15 protein-coding genes, 2 tRNA genes and 3 rRNA genes are annotated in these 22335 nt (G+C 60.4%); 15 read left to right on the top strand and 5 right to left on the bottom strand.

Annotated features, from left to right (window positions below):
• Positions 1–122 precede the first annotated feature (122 nt).
• Positions 123–1337: a DUF2863 family protein gene (locus tag BPHY_RS10070; protein WP_012401363.1), complete on the bottom strand. Its 1215-nt coding sequence runs from the start codon at positions 1335–1337 to the stop codon at positions 123–125.
• A gap of 215 nt (positions 1338–1552) precedes the next feature.
• On the opposite strand from BPHY_RS10070, the gene BPHY_RS10065 reads away from it, so the two are divergent.
• The 9 genes from BPHY_RS10065 to BPHY_RS10025 all read left to right on the top strand — a co-directional run bounded on the left by BPHY_RS10065 (position 1553) and on the right by BPHY_RS10025 (position 14106).
• Complete coding sequence (locus tag BPHY_RS10065) at positions 1553–2677, top strand: AI-2E family transporter (RefSeq protein WP_041763941.1); 1125 nt, start codon at positions 1553–1555, stop codon at positions 2675–2677.
• 456 nt (positions 2678–3133) lie between these two features.
• Positions 3134–4664 (top strand): 16S ribosomal RNA (locus BPHY_RS10060).
• Positions 4665–4731: 67 nt separating this feature from the next.
• A tRNA-Ile gene (locus tag BPHY_RS10055) sits at positions 4732–4808 on the top strand.
• 46 nt (positions 4809–4854) lie between these two features.
• Positions 4855–4930, top strand: a tRNA-Ala gene (locus tag BPHY_RS10050).
• A gap of 347 nt (positions 4931–5277) precedes the next feature.
• Positions 5278–8159 (top strand): 23S ribosomal RNA (locus BPHY_RS10045).
• Between the two features lie 137 nt (positions 8160–8296).
• Positions 8297–8410 (top strand): 5S ribosomal RNA (gene rrf / locus BPHY_RS10040).
• Together the 16S, 23S and 5S rRNA genes with 2 tRNA genes alongside form the textbook arrangement of a ribosomal RNA operon.
• A gap of 435 nt (positions 8411–8845) precedes the next feature.
• A complete protein-coding gene (gene imuA / locus BPHY_RS10035) occupies positions 8846–9553 on the top strand; it encodes a translesion DNA synthesis-associated protein ImuA (protein WP_012401361.1) in 708 nt (235 codons plus the stop codon).
• The gene (locus BPHY_RS10030) at positions 9483–10952 is read left to right on the top strand and encodes a Y-family DNA polymerase (protein WP_012401360.1); all 1470 of its coding nucleotides are present in this window, start codon (positions 9483–9485) and stop codon (positions 10950–10952) included. The genes imuA and BPHY_RS10030 overlap by 71 nt, the downstream gene beginning before the upstream one ends.
• A 4-nt stretch (positions 10953–10956) precedes the next feature.
• A complete protein-coding gene (locus BPHY_RS10025; RefSeq protein WP_012401359.1) occupies positions 10957–14106 on the top strand; it encodes an error-prone DNA polymerase in 3150 nt (1049 codons plus the stop codon).
• A 3-nt stretch (positions 14107–14109) separates the two neighbouring features.
• Here the strand turns inward: BPHY_RS10025 and BPHY_RS10020 are convergent, their stop codons facing one another.
• Together BPHY_RS10020 and BPHY_RS10015 are read right to left on the bottom strand one after the other, a co-directional pair.
• Complete coding sequence (locus tag BPHY_RS10020) at positions 14110–15030, bottom strand: dTDP-4-dehydrorhamnose reductase family protein (protein ID WP_012401358.1); 921 nt, start codon at positions 15028–15030, stop codon at positions 14110–14112.
• Between the two features lie 15 nt (positions 15031–15045).
• Complete coding sequence (locus tag BPHY_RS10015; RefSeq protein WP_012401357.1) at positions 15046–15255, bottom strand: heavy-metal-associated domain-containing protein; 210 nt, start codon at positions 15253–15255, stop codon at positions 15046–15048.
• Between the two features lie 132 nt (positions 15256–15387).
• Between BPHY_RS10015 and cueR the strand changes: the two genes are divergently transcribed.
• The 4 genes from cueR (at position 15388) to BPHY_RS10000 (ending at position 17978) form a co-directional block, all read left to right on the top strand.
• Positions 15388–15813 carry a Cu(I)-responsive transcriptional regulator gene (cueR, locus tag BPHY_RS10010; protein WP_012401356.1) on the top strand — a complete coding sequence of 142 codons (426 nt, stop codon included), beginning with the start codon at positions 15388–15390 and terminating at the stop codon, positions 15811–15813.
• A gap of 281 nt (positions 15814–16094) precedes the next feature.
• Complete coding sequence (locus BPHY_RS39375) at positions 16095–16241, top strand: DUF3563 family protein (RefSeq protein WP_012401355.1); 147 nt, start codon at positions 16095–16097, stop codon at positions 16239–16241.
• Between the two features lie 203 nt (positions 16242–16444).
• Positions 16445–16786, top strand: a complete 342-nt coding sequence (locus BPHY_RS10005) for a hypothetical protein (protein WP_012401354.1) — start codon at positions 16445–16447, stop codon at positions 16784–16786.
• Positions 16787–16943: 157 nt separating this feature from the next.
• A complete protein-coding gene (locus BPHY_RS10000) occupies positions 16944–17978 on the top strand; it encodes an ABC transporter substrate-binding protein (RefSeq protein ID WP_012401353.1) in 1035 nt (344 codons plus the stop codon).
• A gap of 10 nt (positions 17979–17988) precedes the next feature.
• Here BPHY_RS10000 and BPHY_RS09995 read toward each other — a convergent pair whose 3' ends face one another.
• Together BPHY_RS09995 and BPHY_RS09985 are read right to left on the bottom strand one after the other, a co-directional pair.
• Positions 17989–18834 carry a 23S rRNA (adenine(2030)-N(6))-methyltransferase RlmJ gene (locus BPHY_RS09995; protein ID WP_012401352.1) on the bottom strand — a complete coding sequence of 282 codons (846 nt, stop codon included), beginning with the start codon at positions 18832–18834 and terminating at the stop codon, positions 17989–17991.
• A 216-nt stretch (positions 18835–19050) separates the two neighbouring features.
• Positions 19051–20022, bottom strand: coding sequence for a potassium channel beta subunit family protein (locus BPHY_RS09985; protein WP_012401351.1), 972 nt, complete (start codon positions 20020–20022; stop codon positions 19051–19053).
• A 217-nt stretch (positions 20023–20239) separates the two neighbouring features.
• Between BPHY_RS09985 and BPHY_RS09980 the strand changes: the two genes are divergently transcribed.
• Together BPHY_RS09980 and BPHY_RS09975 are read left to right on the top strand one after the other, a co-directional pair.
• The gene (locus BPHY_RS09980) at positions 20240–21037 is read left to right on the top strand and encodes a 3-hydroxybutyrate dehydrogenase (protein ID WP_012401350.1); all 798 of its coding nucleotides are present in this window, start codon (positions 20240–20242) and stop codon (positions 21035–21037) included.
• Positions 21038–21062: 25 nt separating this feature from the next.
• Entirely contained in the window at positions 21063–22313 is a 1251-nt protein-coding gene (locus tag BPHY_RS09975; protein WP_041763525.1) for a DUF3734 domain-containing protein, read from the top strand.
• The last annotated feature ends 22 nt before the right edge of the window (positions 22314–22335 follow it).

Here is a 22335-nt window from a genome sequence, read left to right as displayed (position 1 = left end):
GTGTCGATAATGACAAATTCCCTGTCGGCAGGCGGCCTGTCCGAGTGGCATAGGACGAGTGCCATAAAAAAAGCCCCGCGCGCGGCGGGGCCTGATTCGATACAGAGAAAATTCCGAAGTGATCAGTGGAAATGCGGTTGAGCAGGCTCGGCATCTTCCGGCATTTCGGCGTGAACGATCTCGCCGAGCGGATCCGCATACAGCGGGACGCCGCAGTCGTCGCAATATTCCGGCTCAAAGCGGCCGGCGTGGCGACGGATATCGGTGATACCCGTTTCCTTCAGTAACGCGACGATGTCTTCGAGCGGACCTTCGGGCGACATCGCCTCCTGCGGTTCCTCGTCGATGCCCGGGTCGCCGTTCTCGCGCCCGTACAGCGGCCACACAACGCCATAGATCACGTCGTTGCTGCCGCGGCGCGTGAAGCCGATGCGATATTCATCGATGCGTCGTTCGCCGAAGCCCGCGACAACGGCGCGCAGTTCGTCGGGCGTTGCGCCGATCGTGTCGAACAGGTAGCGCACCGCCGTGCGGACGGTGTGCGGACGCACGCGTTCGTCGGCGTCGCGGCAGGCCGAGTAATAGGCGTCCGGCAGCAGGCATTCGAATTCGCAACCGGGCAGCACGACGGCCAGATTGGCGCCGCCTTGCGCCGCCCACTGCTCGAGGCACTGGCTGCGTTCGATGCGCGAGCCGTGCTCTTCTTCCTGCCAGCGGAACACGGGCGCGCCGACGGGTGCCGCAACAACGGCCAGCAGGAAACGCGGGTCAGCCAGGATGGGCGAGGTTTCCGGCAATTCGCCGAAATTGATCTTCGCGTTGGCGCCGGCGACGGCCGCCTGCGCCAGTTGCTGCGCGAGGCGCCACGTTTCGACCTGGTGACGCGGCAACTGGTCGATGCTATACATAAAGGGCGCCATCGCGACGCGGGTGTCGGCAGCCAGCACGTGCGCCTGCATTTGCGCGCGCAATGCGTCGGCCGCGTCGCTTTTCAGTGCGCCCGACGGAATGACATAGCGCGTCCAGGCCAGCACCGGCGCGGCGATCAACAGCGCTTCATACTGGACGCCGTCGTGCTCGACGATCAGCGACTCGCTGTGCGTTTCGGCCATGTCGGCAAGGGCGCCGTAGGCGTCCGGATGATTCTGCTGAAGATGGTCGAGTGCGGCGTCGAGCGTCGTCTGGTTGCCGTTGCGGACTATTTTTGCGAGCAACGCGTCGAGCTTGGCTTCCCAGAAGCGGTCCTCGGTGCGGCTACCCGACGCGAAGAGCGCGAGCGACAGACCGACCAGCTTGTCGGCATCGGGGGGGAGACGTTTGGCGATTCGCGAGCGCATAAATCCGGAGGTTGTGTGCAGAGAACCATATATTCTAGTCGTTTCTTCGTCGTCATATTAACGACACGCGCCGTAGGCAGAGATTCCTCCGGGATACGGGCTTGCTCACCGCTGAATGACCCACCTGAGGCCGCGCTTTCGTCGCTTTATCCGGGGCTTTTCTATACTCGTTCTGCAGGGCGTGGCTCGAGATGGCATGGCACGGGGAGTGGTGCATGGTGAAATCGGACCAACTGATAGAACGGCTGGCGGCCGTATTTGCGTTGCTGTTGCTGGTCGGCGGCTCGCTGCTGGTGCTGGCGCCGTTCACGACCGCGTTGTTGTGGGGCGCGATCCTGAGTTTTAGCTCGTGGGGCTTGTACTGCAAGCTGGCGACGAGCCTGGGCGGACGGCGCAGGTGGGCCGCGACGTTGATCGTGCTGATCATTCTCATCGTCGTGCTGGGGCCGTTCGTCTATGCGGGGTTTGCCCTTGGCGCGCATACCAGGGACATCACCGCGCTTGTTCAGCACCTGATGGACGCCGGGTTGCCGGACCTGCCAGATTGGGTCGCACGGATTCCCTTGGTCGGTTCGAGCATCGAGTCGTTCTGGGAACGCGTGACCAGTAGCAATTCCGAGATGGTTGCGCAGCTGCGCGGACTGGCGGCCCCGGCAGGCAAATGGATTCTCGCGGCAGCGCTCGCCGTTACGCATGGCTTGGGCTTGCTCGCGCTCAGTATCATCCTGACGTTCTTCTTTTATACGGGCGGCGAGGGCGCGGCCGCATGGCTCAACGCGGGCATGCGGCGCATTGCCGGCGAACGCGCCGATTATCTGCTGGCTTTGGCGGGAAGCACGGTGAAGGGCGTGGTGTACGGCATTCTCGGCACGGCGTTGGTGCAGGGCGTGCTGGCCGGCTTCGGCTGCTGGATTGCGGGTGTGCCCGCGCCGGCGTTGCTCGGGCTCGCGACGTTTTTTTTGTCGGTGATTCCAGGCGGCCCGGTCGTGGTATGGCTGCCCGCGGCGATCTGGCTGTATCACGGCGGCGAGACGGGGTGGGCGATCTTCCTCGTGGTGTGGGGCGTGGTCGTCGTGGGTATGTCCGATAACGTCGTCAAGCCGATCCTGATCGGCAAGAGCAGTGACATGCCGTTGATCCTCGTGATGCTTGGCATCCTCGGCGGTGCATTCGCGTTTGGTTTCCTTGGCGTATTTATCGGGCCGACTTTGCTCGCTGTGGCCTATACCGTGCTGCATGACTGGACGATTGGTTCGCCCGAGGCCCGCGAACTGATTGCGAAGGCGGGTGAAAAGCCGGTGGACACAGTCGTGCAGGTCGAGAAGGCGCCAGGGAAATGATGTGAAAGTGACCCCGATAAAAATCTGCGTCACACCCTTGTCATGAGGCGCGGGATGGCCTAAGATTCGCGTCCTCGTTCGGGAGCGCGGTGTTCTGCGCGATGGAGCGGGGCCGCGACAGAAGCGGCGCGGTGTGGAGTCAGCAGGTTTTTCAGGCGATGCTAAAAAAAACCGGTTGACGAAACGAAAAAGGTTCTTCATAATCTCGTTTCTCTGCTGTTGACGCAGCAACGCGGTGAAAGCAAGGCGCTTCCTGCGAATGTTCTTTAAAAACTAACAGCCGATAAGTGTGGGTGCTCGATGGCGAGCGCGCGGTGATCTTCGGATTGCCGCAATAGCGAAAGTAATCGAGTCTCACACGAAGAAATTGAGGAAGGTTTGAGCAATCAGATCTTTCGTCAGTGATTTTGAGTGAGCGACCGGGTTCGAGAGAGCCCGAAAAACAGTAACAGGTTTGAACTGAAGAGTTTGATCCTGGCTCAGATTGAACGCTGGCGGCATGCCTTACACATGCAAGTCGGACGGCAGCGCGGGCTTCGGCCTGGCGGCGAGTGGCGAACGGGTGAGTAATACATCGGAACGTGTCCTGGAGTGGGGGATAGCCCGGCGAAAGCCGGATTAATACCGCATACGCTCTGAGGAGGAAAGCGGGGGATCTTCGGACCTCGCGCTCAAGGGGCGGCCGATGGCAGATTAGCTAGTTGGTGGGGTAAAGGCCTACCAAGGCGACGATCTGTAGCTGGTCTGAGAGGACGACCAGCCACACTGGGACTGAGACACGGCCCAGACTCCTACGGGAGGCAGCAGTGGGGAATTTTGGACAATGGGGGCAACCCTGATCCAGCAATGCCGCGTGTGTGAAGAAGGCCTTCGGGTTGTAAAGCACTTTTGTCCGGAAAGAAAACTTCGCCGCCAATACCGGTGGAGGATGACGGTACCGGAAGAATAAGCACCGGCTAACTACGTGCCAGCAGCCGCGGTAATACGTAGGGTGCGAGCGTTAATCGGAATTACTGGGCGTAAAGCGTGCGCAGGCGGTTCGCTAAGACCGATGTGAAATCCCCGGGCTTAACCTGGGAACTGCATTGGTGACTGGCGGGCTAGAGTATGGCAGAGGGGGGTAGAATTCCACGTGTAGCAGTGAAATGCGTAGAGATGTGGAGGAATACCGATGGCGAAGGCAGCCCCCTGGGCCAATACTGACGCTCATGCACGAAAGCGTGGGGAGCAAACAGGATTAGATACCCTGGTAGTCCACGCCCTAAACGATGTCAACTAGTTGTCGGGTCTTCATTGACTTGGTAACGTAGCTAACGCGTGAAGTTGACCGCCTGGGGAGTACGGTCGCAAGATTAAAACTCAAAGGAATTGACGGGGACCCGCACAAGCGGTGGATGATGTGGATTAATTCGATGCAACGCGAAAAACCTTACCTACCCTTGACATGTACGGAACCTTGCCGAGAGGTGAGGGTGCCCGAAAGGGAGCCGTAACACAGGTGCTGCATGGCTGTCGTCAGCTCGTGTCGTGAGATGTTGGGTTAAGTCCCGCAACGAGCGCAACCCTTGTCCCTAGTTGCTACGCAAGAGCACTCTAGGGAGACTGCCGGTGACAAACCGGAGGAAGGTGGGGATGACGTCAAGTCCTCATGGCCCTTATGGGTAGGGCTTCACACGTCATACAATGGTCGGAACAGAGGGTTGCCAAGCCGCGAGGTGGAGCCAATCCCAGAAAACCGATCGTAGTCCGGATCGCAGTCTGCAACTCGACTGCGTGAAGCTGGAATCGCTAGTAATCGCGGATCAGCATGCCGCGGTGAATACGTTCCCGGGTCTTGTACACACCGCCCGTCACACCATGGGAGTGGGTTTTACCAGAAGTGGCTAGTCTAACCGCAAGGAGGACGGTCACCACGGTAGGATTCATGACTGGGGTGAAGTCGTAACAAGGTAGCCGTATCGGAAGGTGCGGCTGGATCACCTCCTTTCCAGAGCTTCGCGTTCACAAGTTGAGCGCTCACACTTGTCGGCTGTTGTTTGAAGACAGGCTTTGAGGGGTCTGTAGCTCAGTCGGTTAGAGCACCGTCTTGATAAGGCGGGGGTCGTTGGTTCGAATCCAACCAGACCCACCACGTTGTCTGCGGTGTGACGAGTGAAACCTCAAGGTGCGGTATCTGCGGGGGATTAGCTCAGCTGGGAGAGCACCTGCTTTGCAAGCAGGGGGTCGTCGGTTCGATCCCGTCATCCTCCACCAGTTTCCAATGCCTAGTGTCCGGTCCGGAAGGGGGCCGCGCGTTATGCATTGGCAATTGAGCCAGTCAGACTGGATGTGCGCAAGCGCATATCGGCTGTCGTTCTTTAACAATCAGGAAGAAGTAGTAAAGAGATTCGCGAAAGCGTGCTTAGAGATGGGCGCGCGAGTAGGCGAATCAGGGTTGTGATTGTATCGAAAGTATTTAAGGGTTGTCGAAAGACAGCCTTGGAATACGGCACAACACGCAGTGTGTGGGCTCCCCGATAAGTGCTGAGGCACTAACGTGGACCGACACGCGAAAACTCAACCTGTAGCGGATGTTATCGAAAGAGACATACCCGTTATAGGGTCAAGCGAACAAGTGCATGTGGTGGATGCCTTGGCGATCACAGGCGATGAAGGACGCGGTAGCCTGCGAAAAGCGGTGGGGAGCTGGCAAACGAGCTTTGATCCACCGATATCCGAATGGGGAAACCCGGCCCGTATGGGTCACCCGCAACTGAATCCATAGGTTGCGTGGAGCGAACGCGGTGAACTGAAACATCTAAGTAACCGCAGGAAAAGAAATCAACCGAGATTCCCAAAGTAGTGGCGAGCGAAATGGGACCAGCCTGTACTCTTTATCTTCGTTGTTAGCCGAACGCTCTGGAAAGTGCGGCCATAGTGGGTGATAGCCCCGTAGGCGAAAACAGCGAGGAAGAACTGGGTGTACGACAAGTAGGGCGGGACACGTGAAATCCTGTCTGAAGATGGGGGGACCATCCTCCAAGGCTAAATACTCGTGATCGACCGATAGTGAACCAGTACCGTGAGGGAAAGGCGAAAAGAACCCCGGGAGGGGAGTGAAACAGATCCTGAAACCGCATGCATACAAACAGTCGGAGCCTCGCAAGGGGTGACGGCGTACCTTTTGTATAATGGGTCAGCGACTTACATTCAGTGGCGAGCTTAACCGATTAGGGCAGGCGTAGCGAAAGCGAGTCCGAACAGGGCGAATCAGTCGCTGGGTGTAGACCCGAAACCAGGTGATCTATCCATGGCCAGGATGAAGGTGCGGTAACACGTACTGGAGGTCCGAACCCACTAACGTTGAAAAGTTAGGGGATGAGCTGTGGATAGGGGTGAAAGGCTAAACAAACCTGGAAATAGCTGGTTCTCTCCGAAAACTATTTAGGTAGTGCCTCGTGTATCACCTTCGGGGGTAGAGCACTGTCATGGTTGAGGGGTCCATTGCGGATTACCTCGCCATAGCAAACTCCGAATACCGAAGAGTGCAATCACGGGAGACAGACATCGGGTGCTAACGTCCGGTGTCAAGAGGGAAACAACCCAGACCGCCAGCTAAGGTCCCCAAATATGGCTAAGTGGGAAACGAAGTGGGAAGGCTAAAACAGTCAGGAGGTTGGCTTAGAAGCAGCCACCCTTTAAAGAAAGCGTAATAGCTCACTGATCGAGTCGTCCTGCGCGGAAGATGTAACGGGGCTAAGCCATATACCGAAGCTGCGGATGCGTGCTTTGCACGCATGGTAGGAGAGCGTTCCGTAAGCCTGCGAAGGTGCACTGGAAAGTGTGCTGGAGGTATCGGAAGTGCGAATGCTGACATGAGTAGCGATAAAGGGGGTGAAAGGCCCCCTCGCCGTAAGCCCAAGGTTTCCTACGCAACGTTCATCGGCGTAGGGTGAGTCGGCCCCTAAGGCGAGGCAGAAATGCGTAGCTGATGGGAAGCAGGTCAATATTCCTGCACCAGTGTGAAATGCGATGGGGGGACGGATCGCGGAAGGTTGTCCGGGTGTTGGAAGTCCCGGTCGCTGCGTTGGAGAAGGTGCTCTGGCAAATCCGGGCACGGGATTCAAGGGCGTGGCGCGAGTCGCTTAGGCGACGAAGCAATCGGAAGGGGTTCCAGGAAAAGCCTCTAAGCTTCAGTTTCACATTGACCGTACCGCAAACCGACACAGGTGGGCGAGATGAGTATTCTAAGGCGCTTGAGAGAACTCGGGAGAAGGAACTCGGCAAATTGGTACCGTAACTTCGGGATAAGGTACGCCCCTGTAGCTTGATGCGCCTGCGCGCAGAGGGTGAAGGGGTTGCAATAAACTGGTGGCTGCGACTGTTTAATAAAAACACAGCACTCTGCAAACACGAAAGTGGACGTATAGGGTGTGACGCCTGCCCGGTGCCGGAAGATTAAATGATGGGGTGCAAGCTCTTGATTGAAGTCCCGGTAAACGGCGGCCGTAACTATAACGGTCCTAAGGTAGCGAAATTCCTTGTCGGGTAAGTTCCGACCTGCACGAATGGCGTAACGATGGCCACACTGTCTCCTCCCGAGACTCAGCGAAGTTGAAGTGTTTGTGATGATGCAATCTCCCCGCGGCTAGACGGAAAGACCCCATGAACCTTTACTGTAGCTTTGCATTGGACTTTGAACCGATCTGTGTAGGATAGGTGGGAGGCTATGAAGCGTGAACGCCAGTTTGCGTGGAGCCGTCCTTGAAATACCACCCTGGTTTGTTTGAGGTTCTAACCTTGGCCCGTGATCCGGGTCGGGGACAGTGCATGGTGGGCAGTTTGACTGGGGCGGTCTCCTCCCAAAGTGTAACGGAGGAGTACGAAGGTACGCTAGGTACGGTCGGAAATCGTGCTGATAGTGCAATGGCATAAGCGTGCTTAACTGCGAGACCGACAAGTCGAGCAGGTGCGAAAGCAGGTCATAGTGATCCGGTGGTTCTGTATGGAAGGGCCATCGCTCAACGGATAAAAGGTACTCTGGGGATAACAGGCTGATACCGCCCAAGAGTTCATATCGACGGCGGTGTTTGGCACCTCGATGTCGGCTCATCTCATCCTGGGGCTGTAGCCGGTCCCAAGGGTATGGCTGTTCGCCATTTAAAGAGGTACGTGAGCTGGGTTTAAAACGTCGTGAGACAGTTTGGTCCCTATCTGCCGTGGGCGCTGGATATTTGAAGGGGGCTGCTCCTAGTACGAGAGGACCGGAGTGGACGAACCTCTGGTGTACCGGTTGTCACGCCAGTGGCATCGCCGGGTAGCTATGTTCGGAAGAGATAACCGCTGAAAGCATCTAAGCGGGAAACTCGCCTTAAGATGAGATATCCCCGGGGCTTCGAGCCCCTTGAAGGGTCGTTCAAGACCAGGACGTTGATAGGTCAGGTGTGGAAGCGCAGTAATGCGTTAAGCTAACTGATACTAATTGCCCGTAAGGCTTGATCCTATAACAGGTCTGTCTCGGTACCACACAGGTTGAGACAACAGCGTTGTGCCCGCAACACGACACAACACAACCCCCCTCTTTACGCTTCTTCCAGATTGGCTGTGGCGCACCGCGATGCGACGCAGCAACCCGTCATGCCTGATGACCATAGCGAGTCGGTCCCACCCCTTCCCATCCCGAACAGGACCGTGAAACGACTCCACGCCGATGATAGTGCGGATTGCCCGTGTGAAAGTAGGTAATCGTCAGGCTCCTTACCCATCACCAAGACCCCGCCCTCAAAAGCGGGGTCTTGGCGTTTGTGCGGCCGATGTTTTGTTCAGCTTCGGTCGATCATGAGGCTCTGAGCAAGACGTCTCTCTATCTCTTCAAAAGCTTCTTCTGATGACATGGGCGATCGATTCGTCCTTTCTTATATTTGTCGCGTCGAAGCTGCACTCCGGTTCGCCTGGCTGGCGGTTCTGCACCAACCATCCATCTTTCCCCGTTGAGCAACCGTTGCATCAGTATCGGACGATGCGACGATGCTCGGGCCCCGTTTTCGACTTAGCGATCGACTGCGCGCCTGATCCATCCGCTAACCAGGCTATCCGGTCCAAACACCCCTCTGTCTAAAAAAGGGTGCCATTCTTCTCGTCATTTCCGTGTAGGATACTGTATAAATATACAGTTATTTTCCTACGCTGATGTTGGCCGACGCTACCCATGCCGAAGAGATCCACCCGTCGCTATGGCGAGCGTCGCAGTTCGCACGCGGGGGGCGACGCACGCTCGACACCGGTTATCCGGCGCTATCCACTGAGTTGCCTGGCGGCGGCTGGCCGATCGGCGCACTGGTTGATTTGCTGGTTCAAACGCCCGGCGTCGGCGAAATGCGCCTGTTACGGCCGGCGTTGAGTTCATTGGGCAACCGTCCCATCGCACTGGTGCAGCCGCCACACATCCCGGATGGTTTAGGTCTCGATTACATCGGACTCTCGCTCGATCAACTGCTGCAAGTTAAAGCCCCCAAAAGTGCCGACGCCTTCTGGTCTGCCGAGCAGATCTTGCGCGCCGGCACCTGCGGCGCGTTGATCTTGTGGGCGCAGCACGCGCAGGCGTCGTCGCTGCGGCGCCTGCATTTGGCCGCGCAGTCGTCTGAGACGCTCTTCATCATGGTTCGGCCGCTCGCGTCGGCTCAGGACTCCTCGCCAGCTTTATTAAGACTGGCGCTACGACCTTCGGCCGATGGCCTGATGGTCGACATCGTGAAACGACGAGGCCCAACACGCGCGGAGCCTCTGTCGATTCCTCTTCAACCCACACCCGTTTTGTTTTCCCGTCATGCGCGTCTTTCTCGCCGTCCACTTGCCGAAGTTGCCGCTCGAAGTCTTTCGACCGAGGTGGTTGCCTGAGCCCGTACACGGCTGCGCTGTGCTGGAGAAAGACAAGGTCGCGATTGCCGACGGCGCGGCCCGCGCAGCAGGTGTTCGGCTTGGGATGAAGCGCGGTGGCGTGTTGACATTGTCGCCGGAAACGGCGATGTACGAGCGTGACATCGCGCGCGAGAACGCCACGCAACGCGAAGTGGGCATCGCGCTAATGAAATTTTCGCCCGATGTCGCGCTGCACGACGAAGCCACGGTGCTCGTCGAAGTCGGCGGAAGCGTGCGGCTTTTCGGTGGATTGCTGTCGCTGTGTCGTCAGGCGAAGGCGATTCTCGACGCGCTCGGTCTGACGGCACGTATCAGCGCGGCGCCGACGGGACAGGGCGCATGGTTGTTGGCGAAGCACGGCAATCGTCGCGTGCTGCAACTTGCGTCGCTGGAACGCGTGCTCGAGCCGCTGCCGATGCTGGCCGTACCGGAGATCCGTCCATTTGTCGACTGGTTCGGCGGACTTGGCTGCGAATCGATTGCCGATGTGCGCCGTTTGCCGCGCGCCGGGCTGCAGCGGCGTTGCGGCGAGCACCTGCTGGATTCGCTCGACCGCGCGTTCGGCACCGCGCCGGAACTGTTCGATTGGCTCCAGTTGCCACCCACGTTCAGCGCACGTCTCGAATTGCCCGATCGTCTGGAGCATGCGGACGGCGCCGTGTTTGCCGCGCATCGGCTGATCGTGCAACTGTGCGGCTGGTTGTGCGCGAAGCAGCTGGCCGTGACGGCGATCACGCTGTCGTTCGAGCACGAGCGCGGCCGCGAAGCCATCGCGCCGACGTCGATCGACATCGCGTTGGGCGAGGCCGCGTGGCGTGAAGATCATTTGCTGCGTCTCGTGAAGGAGCGGCTGCATCGCCTCACGCTCGATGCGCCTGCCATCGCATTGCGGCTCGATGCGTCGAAGGTCGACACTGCCGAGCCCGCTACCGATCAACTCTTCCCGCAACCGGGCGGTTCTCCTGCGGATCATGCGCGGCTGATCGAATTGCTGATCGCGCGCAATGGCGAAGAGAACGTGCTGCGTCCCGCGCCGACGGCCGACTACCGGCCTGAAATCGCGAACCGCTGGGTGCCCATGAATCACGCGGAAAAGAAAATGCATCTGCCCAAAGGCTTGCCGCGCCCGACGTGGATGCTGGCGACGCCCGTGCGTCTGCTCATGCGCGAGCACCGGCCGTTTTATGGTTCGCCGTTGAAAATCGCATCGCCGGGCGAGCGGATCGAAGCGGGCTGGTTCGATGGCGTACTCGTCACGCGCGACTACTTCGTCATGCAGGGCGAAGATCGCAGTTGCTACTGGGTTTATCGCGAGCGCGTCAGCAGCCGCGATGCGGAAGAGGAACCGCGCTGGTTCCTGCACGGCCTGTTCGGATGACGCGATGGACGCGACGTTCAATGTCTTGCCGGCTTATGCCGAACTGTTCTGCCTGTCGAACTTCACGTTTCTGCAGGGCGCGTCGCACGCGGAGGAGCTGGCCGAGCGCGCGTCCCAGCTCGGTTACTCCGGGCTCGCAATCACCGATGAATGTTCGCTCGCGGGCGTCGTGCGCGCGCACGTGGCGGCGAAGGAAAAAGGCTTGCCGCTCGTCATCGGTTCGTACTTCCGGTTGCGCAACGCCGATGGCACGCCTGCGTTCGGTCTGATCCTGCTCGCGCAGAACCGCGAGGGCTACGGCAATTTGTCCGAGTTGATCACGCTCGCACGCACGCGCGCGCCGAAGGGCGAATATCGGCTCACGCCGCACGATCTGTCGCGGCCGGATCGCGAGAACGCGCACTTGCGTGGCATGCCCGATTGTCTGGCGATCCTCGTGCCCGATTTTCCGGCCAATGAAGCGGTGCTCGACGCCCAGATCGAGTGGCTCGACGAGACATTTCAGGGCCGCGCGTGGGTCGGGCTCGTGCTGCATCAGCGCGCGATGGACGACATCCATCGCGGTTCGGTCGAATATGTCGCCAACCAACAGAACGTGCCCGTCGTCGCATTGGGGCATGTCGTGATGCATGTGCGGTCGCGCAAGCCGCTGCAGGACACGATGACGGCAATCCGCGTCGGCAGACCGGTGCACGAATGCGGCTACGAGCTCGCGCCGAATGCCGAACAGCATCTGCGCTCGCGATTGCGGATCGCAAATCTGTATCCCGATCACACTGTGCGCGAGACCATCAGCGTGCTGTCGCGCTGCGCGTTTTCGCTCGATCAACTCCGCTACGAATATCCCGACGAACTCGTGCCCGCAGGCTACACGCCGACGCAATATCTGCGGCAGGAAACGTACATCGGCGCGCAGCACCGTTTCCCCTCGGGCATTCCATTCAACGTGCAGCAACAGATCGAGCACGAACTCGCGCTGATCGCAGACCTCGGCTATGAACCGTACTTTCTAACCGTCTACGACATCGTGCGTTATGCGCGCAGCCAGCACATCCTATGTCAGGGACGCGGGTCGGCGGCCAATTCGGCTGTATGTTACTGCCTTGGCGTGACCGAGGTCGATCCCGCGCGCGGCAACATGCTGTTCGAGCGTTTCATTTCGAAGGAGCGGGGCGAGCCGCCAGACATCGACGTGGACTTCGAGCATCAGCGGCGCGAAGAAGTGATCCAGTACATCTATCGCAAGTACGGACGCGACCGCGCGGCGATCGCTGCGGCCGTGTCGACGTATCGGCCGCGCGGCGCATTGCGCGAAACGGGCAAGGCGCTCGGCGTCGATCCGCAGCTCGTCGACACCGTCGCGAAGTCGCACCACTGGTTCGACACGAGCCACGATCTGCTCAAGCGCTTCGAAGAATCGGGCCTCGATCCGGAGAAGCCGCTGATTCAGGCATGGGCGCGTCTCGCGGCGCAGCTGCTCAATTTTCCGCGCCATCTGTCGCAGCATTCGGGCGGCTTCGTGATCAGCCGCGGCAAGCTCACGCGGCTCGTGCCCGTCGAAAATGCGGCAATGGCCGACCGCTCGGTGATCGAGTGGGACAAGGACGATCTCGAAGCGCTCGGTCTGCTGAAGGTCGACGTGCTCGCACTCGGCATGCTGTCGGCGATCCGGCGCACGCTGGATCTCGTGGCGGACCGCACGGGCGAGCGCTTCGAGATGCAGGACATTCCTGCTGAGGACAAGGCGACCTACGACATGATCTCGAACGCCGATACGATCGGCGTGTTCCAGATCGAATCGCGCGCGCAGATGAGCATGCTGCCGCGTCTGCGCCCACAGAAGTTCTACGACCTTGTGATCGAGGTCGCGATCGTGCGGCCGGGACCGATTCAGGGCGGGGCGGTGCATCCGTATCTGCGGCGGCGGCAGAAGCTCGAACCCGTCAGCTATCCGAGCGAACAGCTGAAAATCGCGCTCAAACGCACGCTGGGCGTGCCGATTTTTCAGGAGCAGGTGATGCAGGTCGCGATTCTCGCAGCGGGCTTCACGCCCGGGGAAGCCGACCAGTTGCGTCGCGCGATGGCTGCATGGAAGCGCAAGGGTGGGCTCGAAAAATACTACGATCGCATCGTCAACGGCATGCGCGAGCGTGGCTACGAGCAGAGTTTCGCCGAGGCTATTTTCGAGCAGATCAAGGGCTTCGGCGAATATGGTTTCCCCGAGAGCCACGCGGCGAGTTTCGCGTTACTGGTCTACGCGAGCAGCTGGCTGAAATGCCATGAGCCGGAGGCTTTTCTCGCCGCGATGCTCAACAGTCAGCCGATGGGTTTCTATTCGCCGTCACAGCTCGTGCAGGACGCGCGGCGGCATGGCGTGCGCGTCTTGCCCGTCGACGTGACGGTAAGCGGCTGGGACTCGTCGCTCGAAACAATCCGCGGCCAGCAGCGTCCTGCCGTGCGCCTCGGCTTGTCGCTGTTGCGCGGCATGAAGGACGGTGCGGCCGAGCGTATCGAGAACGCGCGCGCCGTGCGGCCATTCAGGAGTGTTCACGATCTCGCGCGCCGCGCGCAGCTCAACCGGCGCGATCTGCACGTGCTCGCCGATGCGAACGCGTTGTCGTCGCTGGCGGGCAACCGGCGCGAAGCGCTGTGGCATTCGGTGGCGGCTGTGCCCGACAAGGACATGCTGTCCGTTGCCGCCGTTCAGGACGACACGCCCGAGCTGGGTGCGCCGTCGGAGGCGCAGGACATAGTCGCGGATTACCGCTCCGTGGGATTGACGCTCGGCCGCCATCCGCTGGAACTGTTACGGCCCGTGTTGCTGGAACAGCGCCTGCTGCCCGCGTCGACGTTACGCGACTATCGCAATGGCCGGCTCGCGCGCGGTTGCGGCATCGTTACGGTGCGGCAGCGGCCGGGCACTGCGAAGGGCGTGCTGTTCGTGACGATCGAAGATGAAACAGGCAACGTCAACGTGATCATCTGGCCGAGTCTGCTGGAGAGGCAGCGGCGGGAAGCGCTCGGCGCGTCGCTGCTCGCCGTGTATGGCACGTGGCAATGCGAGGGCGAAGTGCGGCATCTGGTGGCGCAACGGCTCGTCGATATGTCGCATCTGCTTGGCGGCCTGCAATCGACGAGCCGCGATTTCCACTGACATCTAACCGCGCCACGGAAACAGCGCAAAAACCTCGCGGATCGCCGTATCGAAGGGCGTGCGTCGGCCGATGCCGAGCGCCTCGAGCCGTGCCGAATCGAGCTGGCAGTTGTACGGGCGCGGCGTGGCGTCCGTCGGCGTGTGCTGCGGCGTCAGTTGCGCGTCCATCTGCAATGCGTGCGCGAGACGTTGGGCGATCTCGTACTTCGTCATCGGCTCGTCACCGGACCATTGCACTGTCCCGCATATCGCTTCGCCACGCGCGTGCCGTTCCAGCAACTGACGCACGACGACGGCGACGTCGAGCGTATAGGTCGGATAGCGGATCGCCCACGCGTCCATCACGGCGGGTTTCGCTCCGGATGATGCGGGCGCCGACGCCGATGCTGCGATCGCGGGCACGAGACTCGTCACGGCCGATTCCTGCCAGTCGACGATCGGCCCGAACAGCAGCGGCAGGCGCAGCACGCAGCCCAGATCGGCCGCGTCGGCCAGCGCCCGCTCGCCTTCGAGCTTGCTGCGGCCGTAGGCGTTGATGGGCGACGGCGTCGCGTCGTAGCGATAGGGCGGCGCCGTGCCGTCGAACACATAGTCGGTGGAAATGGACAGCACCCACGCGTCGTGCCGGCGTGCAGCCGATGCGATCGCGCGCACGGCGTCCACGTTCAGCGCACGCGCGAGCGCCGGATTGTTTTCGCACACATCCGGTCGCCGCTCGGCTGCCGCGATGACGATGGCGTTCGGCCGCTCGCGCTCGACGAACTGATCGACCGCGCTAGCGTCACGAATATCGAGCGGTACGCTTTCGGGCATCGGGCGGCTGAATGTCGTCTGCACGATCTGCCAGTCCTGCTGCCGCACGAGCTCGCCCGCAATCGTGCGCCCCAGCAGACCCGACGCGCCGATGACGGCAACCTTGAACATGCGCGCGTTCCCCATTCAGTTGCTGTTGACGCCGACGACCGTGTAGCCGGCTTCGTCGATGGCGGCCTTGAGCGTGTCTGCTGACGCGCCCGACTGGACGGCGACTTTGCCCGCCGACAGATCGACCTGAACCTGTGCGCCCGCGTCCTGTTCCTGGATGGCGCGCGTGACAGCCGCGACGCAATGCTGGCAACTCATTCCTTCTACCTTGAACTCGATGTTCATGCTTTTCCTCTAGCTGATCAATCCTGCGACGGTTGAATTATGCCTGTCGACGGGCCATATCATGATTAACCTTCCCACAGTGGGAAGGTCAAGAATCATGCAACATACGTGTAGCAAAGTGGGGAAAGAGTGATGAATATCGGTGAAGCGGCCCGCGCGTCGGGCGTGACGGCGAAGATGATCCGCTACTACGAGAGCGTGGGATTGCTCGCCGCAAAGGAGCGTACGGCGGCAGGGTATCGTGTTTACGGCGCGCCGGAAGTCCATTCGCTGCGTTTTATCCGCCAGGCGCGGCGGCTGGGGTTTCTGGTCGAGGATATCCGCAGGCTGCTCGCGCTGTGGAACGACCGGTCGCGAGCGAGCGCCGAGGTGAAGTCAATCGCGCTACAGCATGTCGCCGAACTGAACCGCCGGATCGCTGAACTGACTGCGATGCGCGACACACTGACGCATCTCGCCGAGCATTGCCACGGCGACGATCGCCCCGATTGTCCGATCATCGAAAGCCTGGCGGCTGCCGATTCGACGATCGCTACGCCGGATTGTCACGGCCATTGAAAAACAGTGCCGCAGCGTAGAGATCAGTCGAACATAATGCACTTATGTGGTGCAAAAATAAGGTTGGGGTCAACGGATTTTCCCGCGGGTCTCTAAAAACCGACCACAATCAATGATTTATTGAAAAATCGGTGACGCACCATTCCAAAACGGAATGCACGCTATTCGTGCAATTCACTGGCGGCGTTGCGCTGGACCAGTATAATTCGGGTTAACCCTTCTACGGGAAATCCCTGATGCCCAACTCACCGGGGATTCTTAACTGATCCTTGGAGTACATCATGTTTGCGTTTGTGATCGAAAAGCTGAGCAACTGGTTTGAAACTGCTGAACGTAGCCGCCGTGAGGCCTACCTCGCAGCGTCGTCGGACATCGTCCAACTGGAGCAGCGCATCCGCTCGCTCGAAACCAACGGCTACTCGCTGTAAGAGCTTTACGCCCCGGTATGAGCGGCAGCGTACTTGCCGCGATCGGGAGTCGCGACGTCAAGCCCCGCATGCGGGGCTTTGTCACATGTGGAGCTGGCGAATTGCACTACGCCGACCGGCAGCGACTAGCCCAAATACCTGTGCCGGGATAAGGTAAGATGTTTTCGCGATAGTCGGCATTCCTGCAATCATCCGGGGCGCCCATGTTTTCAGACCACTCGTTTCATCTGCTGCGGTCAGCAGCGCTCGTCATGCTGCTGGGGGCGGCGTCGACGGCATTTGCCGGCTCGTCGACGAACCGCCAGCCGCTGATTCTCGATACGCAAGGCGGCATCAGCGACGGGCAGGGCGGAATCGCGCTGCAGACGGCGCCGCTGTCGCGCAGCCGCATCGTCGAGGCCCAGCCGATCGCGGCGCCCGAAGAACTAACGCCCAACGGGGCACCCCCTTACATCGTCGCGCCATATATCCAGTTGCCGGGCGCGACACCGGCTCCGTATCCCACCCCAGCGCCGCTGCCGCGGCGCGTACCGCACTCCCAATAGTCCCAGACTCGGCAAGGACTCGCATCATTCGGGTTTCGGCGCATGGCGTGCGCCACTTCATCGGACGACAATCGTTGCGCGATCATCGCCCGCGGACGCGCATCTCACGCTGGTCCGCGCAGCGAGACGAACAAGTCCAACAGAACGGAGACGACGAATGCGCAACCTGGATTTCCGCCATGTAGCGAGCGCGTGCGCGGCACTGCTGGTATTCATGGCTCACTCTGCCATTGCGAAGGACACGCCCGAGAAACCGGCGCTCACGATGGCCGTCGGCGGCTTGCCGGGTCTTTATTATCTTCCTGTCCTGACCGCGTCCCAGCTGGGCTTTTTCAAGGAGGAGGGGCTGGACGTGACGCTCGAGGATTTCGCGGGCGGATCGAAGGCGCTGGAGGCGGTGGTTGGCGGCAGTGCCGATGTCGGTGCTGGCGCCTACGAGCACACGATCTTCATGCAGGCGAAAGGCCAGCACTACCGTGCGTTCGTGCTGATGGGCCGTGCCCCGCAGATCGCCGTCGCGGTGACGAAAAGTAAAGCTGATACGCTCAAGTCGCTGGCCGACTTCAAAGGCGCGAAAGTGGGCGTGAGTGCGCCCGGTTCGTCGACCGATCTCGTGCTGACCGTCGCACTGCGCAAAGCTGGCGTGCAACGCAACGATATTTCCGTAATCGGCGTGGGGAGCGGCGCAACCGTGATCTCCGCTGTGAGCAACGGGCAGGTGGATGCACTGTCGAATGTCGATCCGATGATGACAAAACTGCAGCGCTCGGGTGAGGTAAAGATATTGGTCGATACGCGCACCGTGAAGGGCACGCAGGAGGTGTTCGGCGGAACGATGCCCGCAGCCACGCTCTACGCGTCCGACAGCTTCATCCAGAAGAATCCGAAGACGACTCAGGCATTGGCGAACGCGATCGTGCGTGCGGACCGCTGGCTGCAGACGGCAAGCGATGCCGATATCGTGAAGATGGTGCCTGCCGTGTATCTGCTCAATGACAAGGCGCTGTACATCGACGCCTTCCACAACGTTCGCGAAGCGTATTCGCCAGACGGGCTGATGCCTGCCGACGGGCCACCGACAGCGCTGCGTGCGCTCGCTTCGTTCGATTCACGGCTCGACCCCTCGAAGATCGATCTGAAAGCGACTTACACAAACGACTTTGCGCGCAAAGCAGCCGAACAGGCCAGGTAAACCGTGTGACTCAGTCGCCGCGATGTTCGATCTTGAACTGCGCGGCCTTGTCCTCGCCGAGTGTCTCGACGAGCCACGGCAGCGTTTCTTTCAACATCTTCGGCAGCGTGTAGGGCGGGTTCAGAATGAACATGCCGCTGCCGAAGAGTCCAAAGCCATCGCTAGGTGGGCTGCTAACTGTCAACGACACATGCAGCCAGTTCCTGTCCTGCAGCCGCTTCAACTGCTCGGGAAAGCGCTGGGACTCCGGTCGCGCGACTTGCGGATACCAGACGGCATACGTTCCTGTCGCAAAACGCTTCAGACTTTCTTCGACGCAAGTCAGGGTTCGCGAGTAATCGCGTTTGTCTTCATAGGATGGATCGACGAGCACGAGCGCGCGGCGCGGCGCGGGCGGCAAAAGCGCCTTGATGCCGTCGAAGCCATCGCCTGCGAAGAGCATCGCGCGGCGCCCCGCGTCGCGAAAGTTGTGGCGCAGCACGTCGATCTCGGTGCTGTGCAATTCGAACAGGCGCATACGGTCCTGCTCGCGCATCAAGCGCCATGCGAGATAAGGCGATCCGGGGTAGTAGCGCAACTCGCCATCGGGATTCAGCGCCGATACTTCGTCGACGTACTCGGCCAGCATGGGCGGCAAGTCCTTGCGCTCCCACAATCTCGCAATGCCCGTCTCGAACTCCGCGGTCTTGGTCGCGTAGCCTTCCTTGAGCGAGTAGACGCCGGCACCCGCGTGCGTGTCGATGTACCAGTACGCCTTGTCCTTTTGTCCAAGGTAGCGCAGCAACTGCACAACGACGGCGTGTTTCAGGACGTCGGCGTGATTGCCTGCGTGAAAAGCGTGGCGGTAACTGAGCATGGCGATGATTACGCTGTGAAGATGCGGATTATGCGGGAGTCGCGAGATGCGAATGCCGATGAATCGAATGGTGCGACGTGCATTGTGTCCGCTTCGGCATCCGCGTGTGCAGCTGCACGGTCAGACGTTGGGGCTGCGTATTGTACGCGACCTGCCAACTCTGTTTGCGGCGCGGGCCGCGCGCGTCAGTGACCCGGCCGCGCGGCGCCTCGGCCATCACTGATAAAGGTCGCCGACGATCGCTTCGATCTTCTCCTTGATCTCGGGCGTGATCTGCTCGGCCACGTCCTTCGCCTTCATGTTTTCCGTGATCTGCTCGACGCGCGATGCGCCAGTGATGATCGTGCTGACGTTCGGATTGGTCAGGATCCATGCGAGCGCCAGTTGCCCAACGGTGCAGCCAAGTTCGTCCGCGAGATTGCCCAACTGGCCGACGACGCTGTTCTTGCCCGAGTCGGTCAGTTCCTTGCGCAGCCAGTCGTAGCCTTGCAGCTCCGCGCGGCTGCCGGCAGGCACCCCGTTGCGATACTTGCCCGTCAGCAGACCGGAGGCAAGCGGACTCCACGTGGTCAGACCCAGGCCGATGTCTTCATAAAGCCGCCGGTATTCCTGCTCCACGCGCTTGCGATGGAACAGGTTGTATTGCGGCTGCTCCATCACTGGCTTGTGCAGATGATGACGTTCGGCAATCTCATAGGCCGCGCGAATTTCATCGGCGCTCCATTCGGACGAGCCCCAGTAAAGCGCCTTGCCGCGCGTGATCATGTCACTCATCGCCCACACCGTTTCTTCGATCGGCGTGTACGGATCAGGACGATGACAGAACACCAGATCAACATAATCGAGCTGCAGACGCTTGAGCGAGTGGTCGATCGCGTTCATCAGATACTTGCGGTTCAGCGTGTGATACTGGTTCGGCGCCTCATTGAGGCCCCAGAAGAATTTCGTCGAAACGATGTAGCTCACGCGCGGCCAGTTCAATTCTTTCAGCGCTTCCCCCATGATCTGTTCGGACTTGCCGCCCGCATAGACCTCGGCGTTGTCGAAGAAATTGACGCCCGCGTCGCGCGCGGCCGCCAGCGATTCCCGTGCGGCCGTCCGGTCCACCTGATTGCCGTAAGTCACCCATGAGCCGATGGACAGCTCGCTGACTTGCAGGCCGGAACGGCCGAGACGTCGGTAGTTCATCCAGTTTCTCCTTTTCTGAGGTGTCGTAGCCGGAACCCCACACATTAATCCGAATCGGCGAGGCGTGCCTTTGGGTGTGTAGTTCGCGTCGCTTCATGCACAATAGCGGAGTCGGCCGCAGTGCAGCAATCGACCGAACGGCATATGCCGTTCGGTCAGCTTTACGATGCCTGCGCGCCATGTTGTCATTGCTCAATCAACTGCATGGAGGTTCTGGATGTCGTCATCGAATGAGAGTCTGAAAGGCAAGGTCGCCGTCGTCACGGGTGCAGCGAGCGGCATCGGCAAGCAGATCGCGTTGACGCTGTCGGCAGCGGGCGCGGCCGTCGCGATAGCGGACCTGAACCAGGACGGCGCGAACGCCGTCGCTGAGGAGATCAACAAGGCGGGCGGCAAGGCGCTCGGCATTGCGATGGACGTCACGAACGAAGACGCCGTCAACCAGGGCATCGACAAAGTAGCCGCAGAACTCGGCTCGGTGGATATCTTGATCTCGAACGCCGGCATCCAGATCGTTAATCCGATCGAAAACTACTCGTTTTCGGACTGGAAGAAGATGCAGGCTATCCACGTGGACGGCGCATTCCTCACCACGAAGGCAGCCCTCAAGCATATGTACAAGGACGATCGCGGCGGCATCGTGATCTACATGGGCTCGGTGCACTCGCACGAAGCGTCGCCACTGAAGTCGGCTTACGTGACGGCCAAGCACGCGCTGCTCGGCCTGGCGCGCGTGCTCGCGAAGGAGGGCGCGAAACATAACGTGCGCTCGCATGTCGTATGTCCGGGCTTCGTGCGTACGCCGCTCGTCGACAAGCAGATTCCCGAGCAGGCGAAAGAACTGGGTATCACGGAGGAAGAAGTGGTCCGTCGCGTGATGCTCGGCGGTACGGTAGACGGCATCTTCACCACGGTCGAAGACGTTGCGCAAACGGTGCTCTTCCTGTCGTCGTTCCCGACTGCGGCGCTCACGGGCCAGTCGTTCATCGTCAGCCACGGCTGGTACATGCAATAACCGATGTAATCATCAGGAGGTGATGATGGCGCAACGCGACTCACAACGTAGCGTGAAGCGGGCGCGTGCCGGCGACGCCGGTGCGGGAGCAAGCGAGCAGGCCGGCGCGGCGTCCGGCGTCCGCGCCAGTCATCACGAGGCGCTGCCTCAGTACGAGACCATCGCGCTGATGCTGCAGGGAGGCGGCGCGCTGGGCGCGTATCAGGCGGGCGTTTATCAGGGGCTGGACGAGGCGGGCATCCTGCCCAACTGGCTGGCTGGCATTTCCATTGGCGCGCTGAACACGGCGATCATTGCGGGCAACGCGCCGCAACATCGCGTCCAGAAGCTGCGTGAGTTTTGGGAAACCATTTGCCAGCCGGCCTTCGGTCCGCCCATGCCGCCTTCCGTCGAACAGGCGCTGTTCAACTCGAATGACACGGTGCGCAAGGCGTTTACTGCAATGCAGGCGGTGGGCGCACTCGTCGACGGGCAGAAGGGTTTCTTCACGCCGCGCTTTCCGCCGCCGCTGCCCGCTGTTTCTGTCCCTCCGCAACTCGCGAGCTATTACGACACCACGCCGCTCAAGGCGACGCTCGAACGGCTCTGCGACTTCGAGCGGATCAATTCGAAGAACATGCATGTGTCGGTGGGCGCCGTGAATGTGCACACGGGCAACTTCGCCTATTTCGACAACATGCACACCACCTTGAAGCCAGAGCATTTCATGGCATCGGGCGCGTTGCCGCCGGGATTCGGCGCTGTCGAGATCGACGGCGAGTATTACTGGGACGGCGGCCTGATGTCGAATACGCCGCTCTACGAGGTTGCGCAAGCCAGTCCGCGGCGCGATACGCTTGCGTTTCAGGTCGATCTGTGGAGCGCGTTGGGTCCCGTGCCGGACAACATCACCGACGTCCAGGGGCGGATGAAGGACATTCAGTATTCCAGCCGCACGCGCCTCGTCACGGACATGATGCAGCGCACGCAGCGCTTCCGGCATGTGCTGCGCGAAGTGCTCGAACGCGTGTCGCCTGAGCATCGCGACGATCCCTGGTCCAAGCTCGCCGAAGAACTGTCGTGTTCGAAACGCTACAACATCGTGCACCTGATCTACCGCAACAAGGAATACGAAGGGCACTACAAAGACTATCAGTTCGGTTTGTCGACGATGCAGCAGCATTGGGAAAGTGGCCTGGACGACATCCGCAACTCGCTCGCGCAACCCGGCTGGCTCGATATGCCGGACAACGATGCAGGGTTCGTCACGCACGATATTCACCGCGACTCGCGTTGATGTTGCTGGGCCGATGGTTGTC

Origin of the sequence: Paraburkholderia phymatum STM815 (assembly GCF_000020045.1) — a bacterium.
GTDB lineage: Bacteria > Pseudomonadota > Gammaproteobacteria > Burkholderiales > Burkholderiaceae > Paraburkholderia > Paraburkholderia phymatum.
This window is presented reverse-complemented; position numbering and strand designations above follow the sequence as displayed.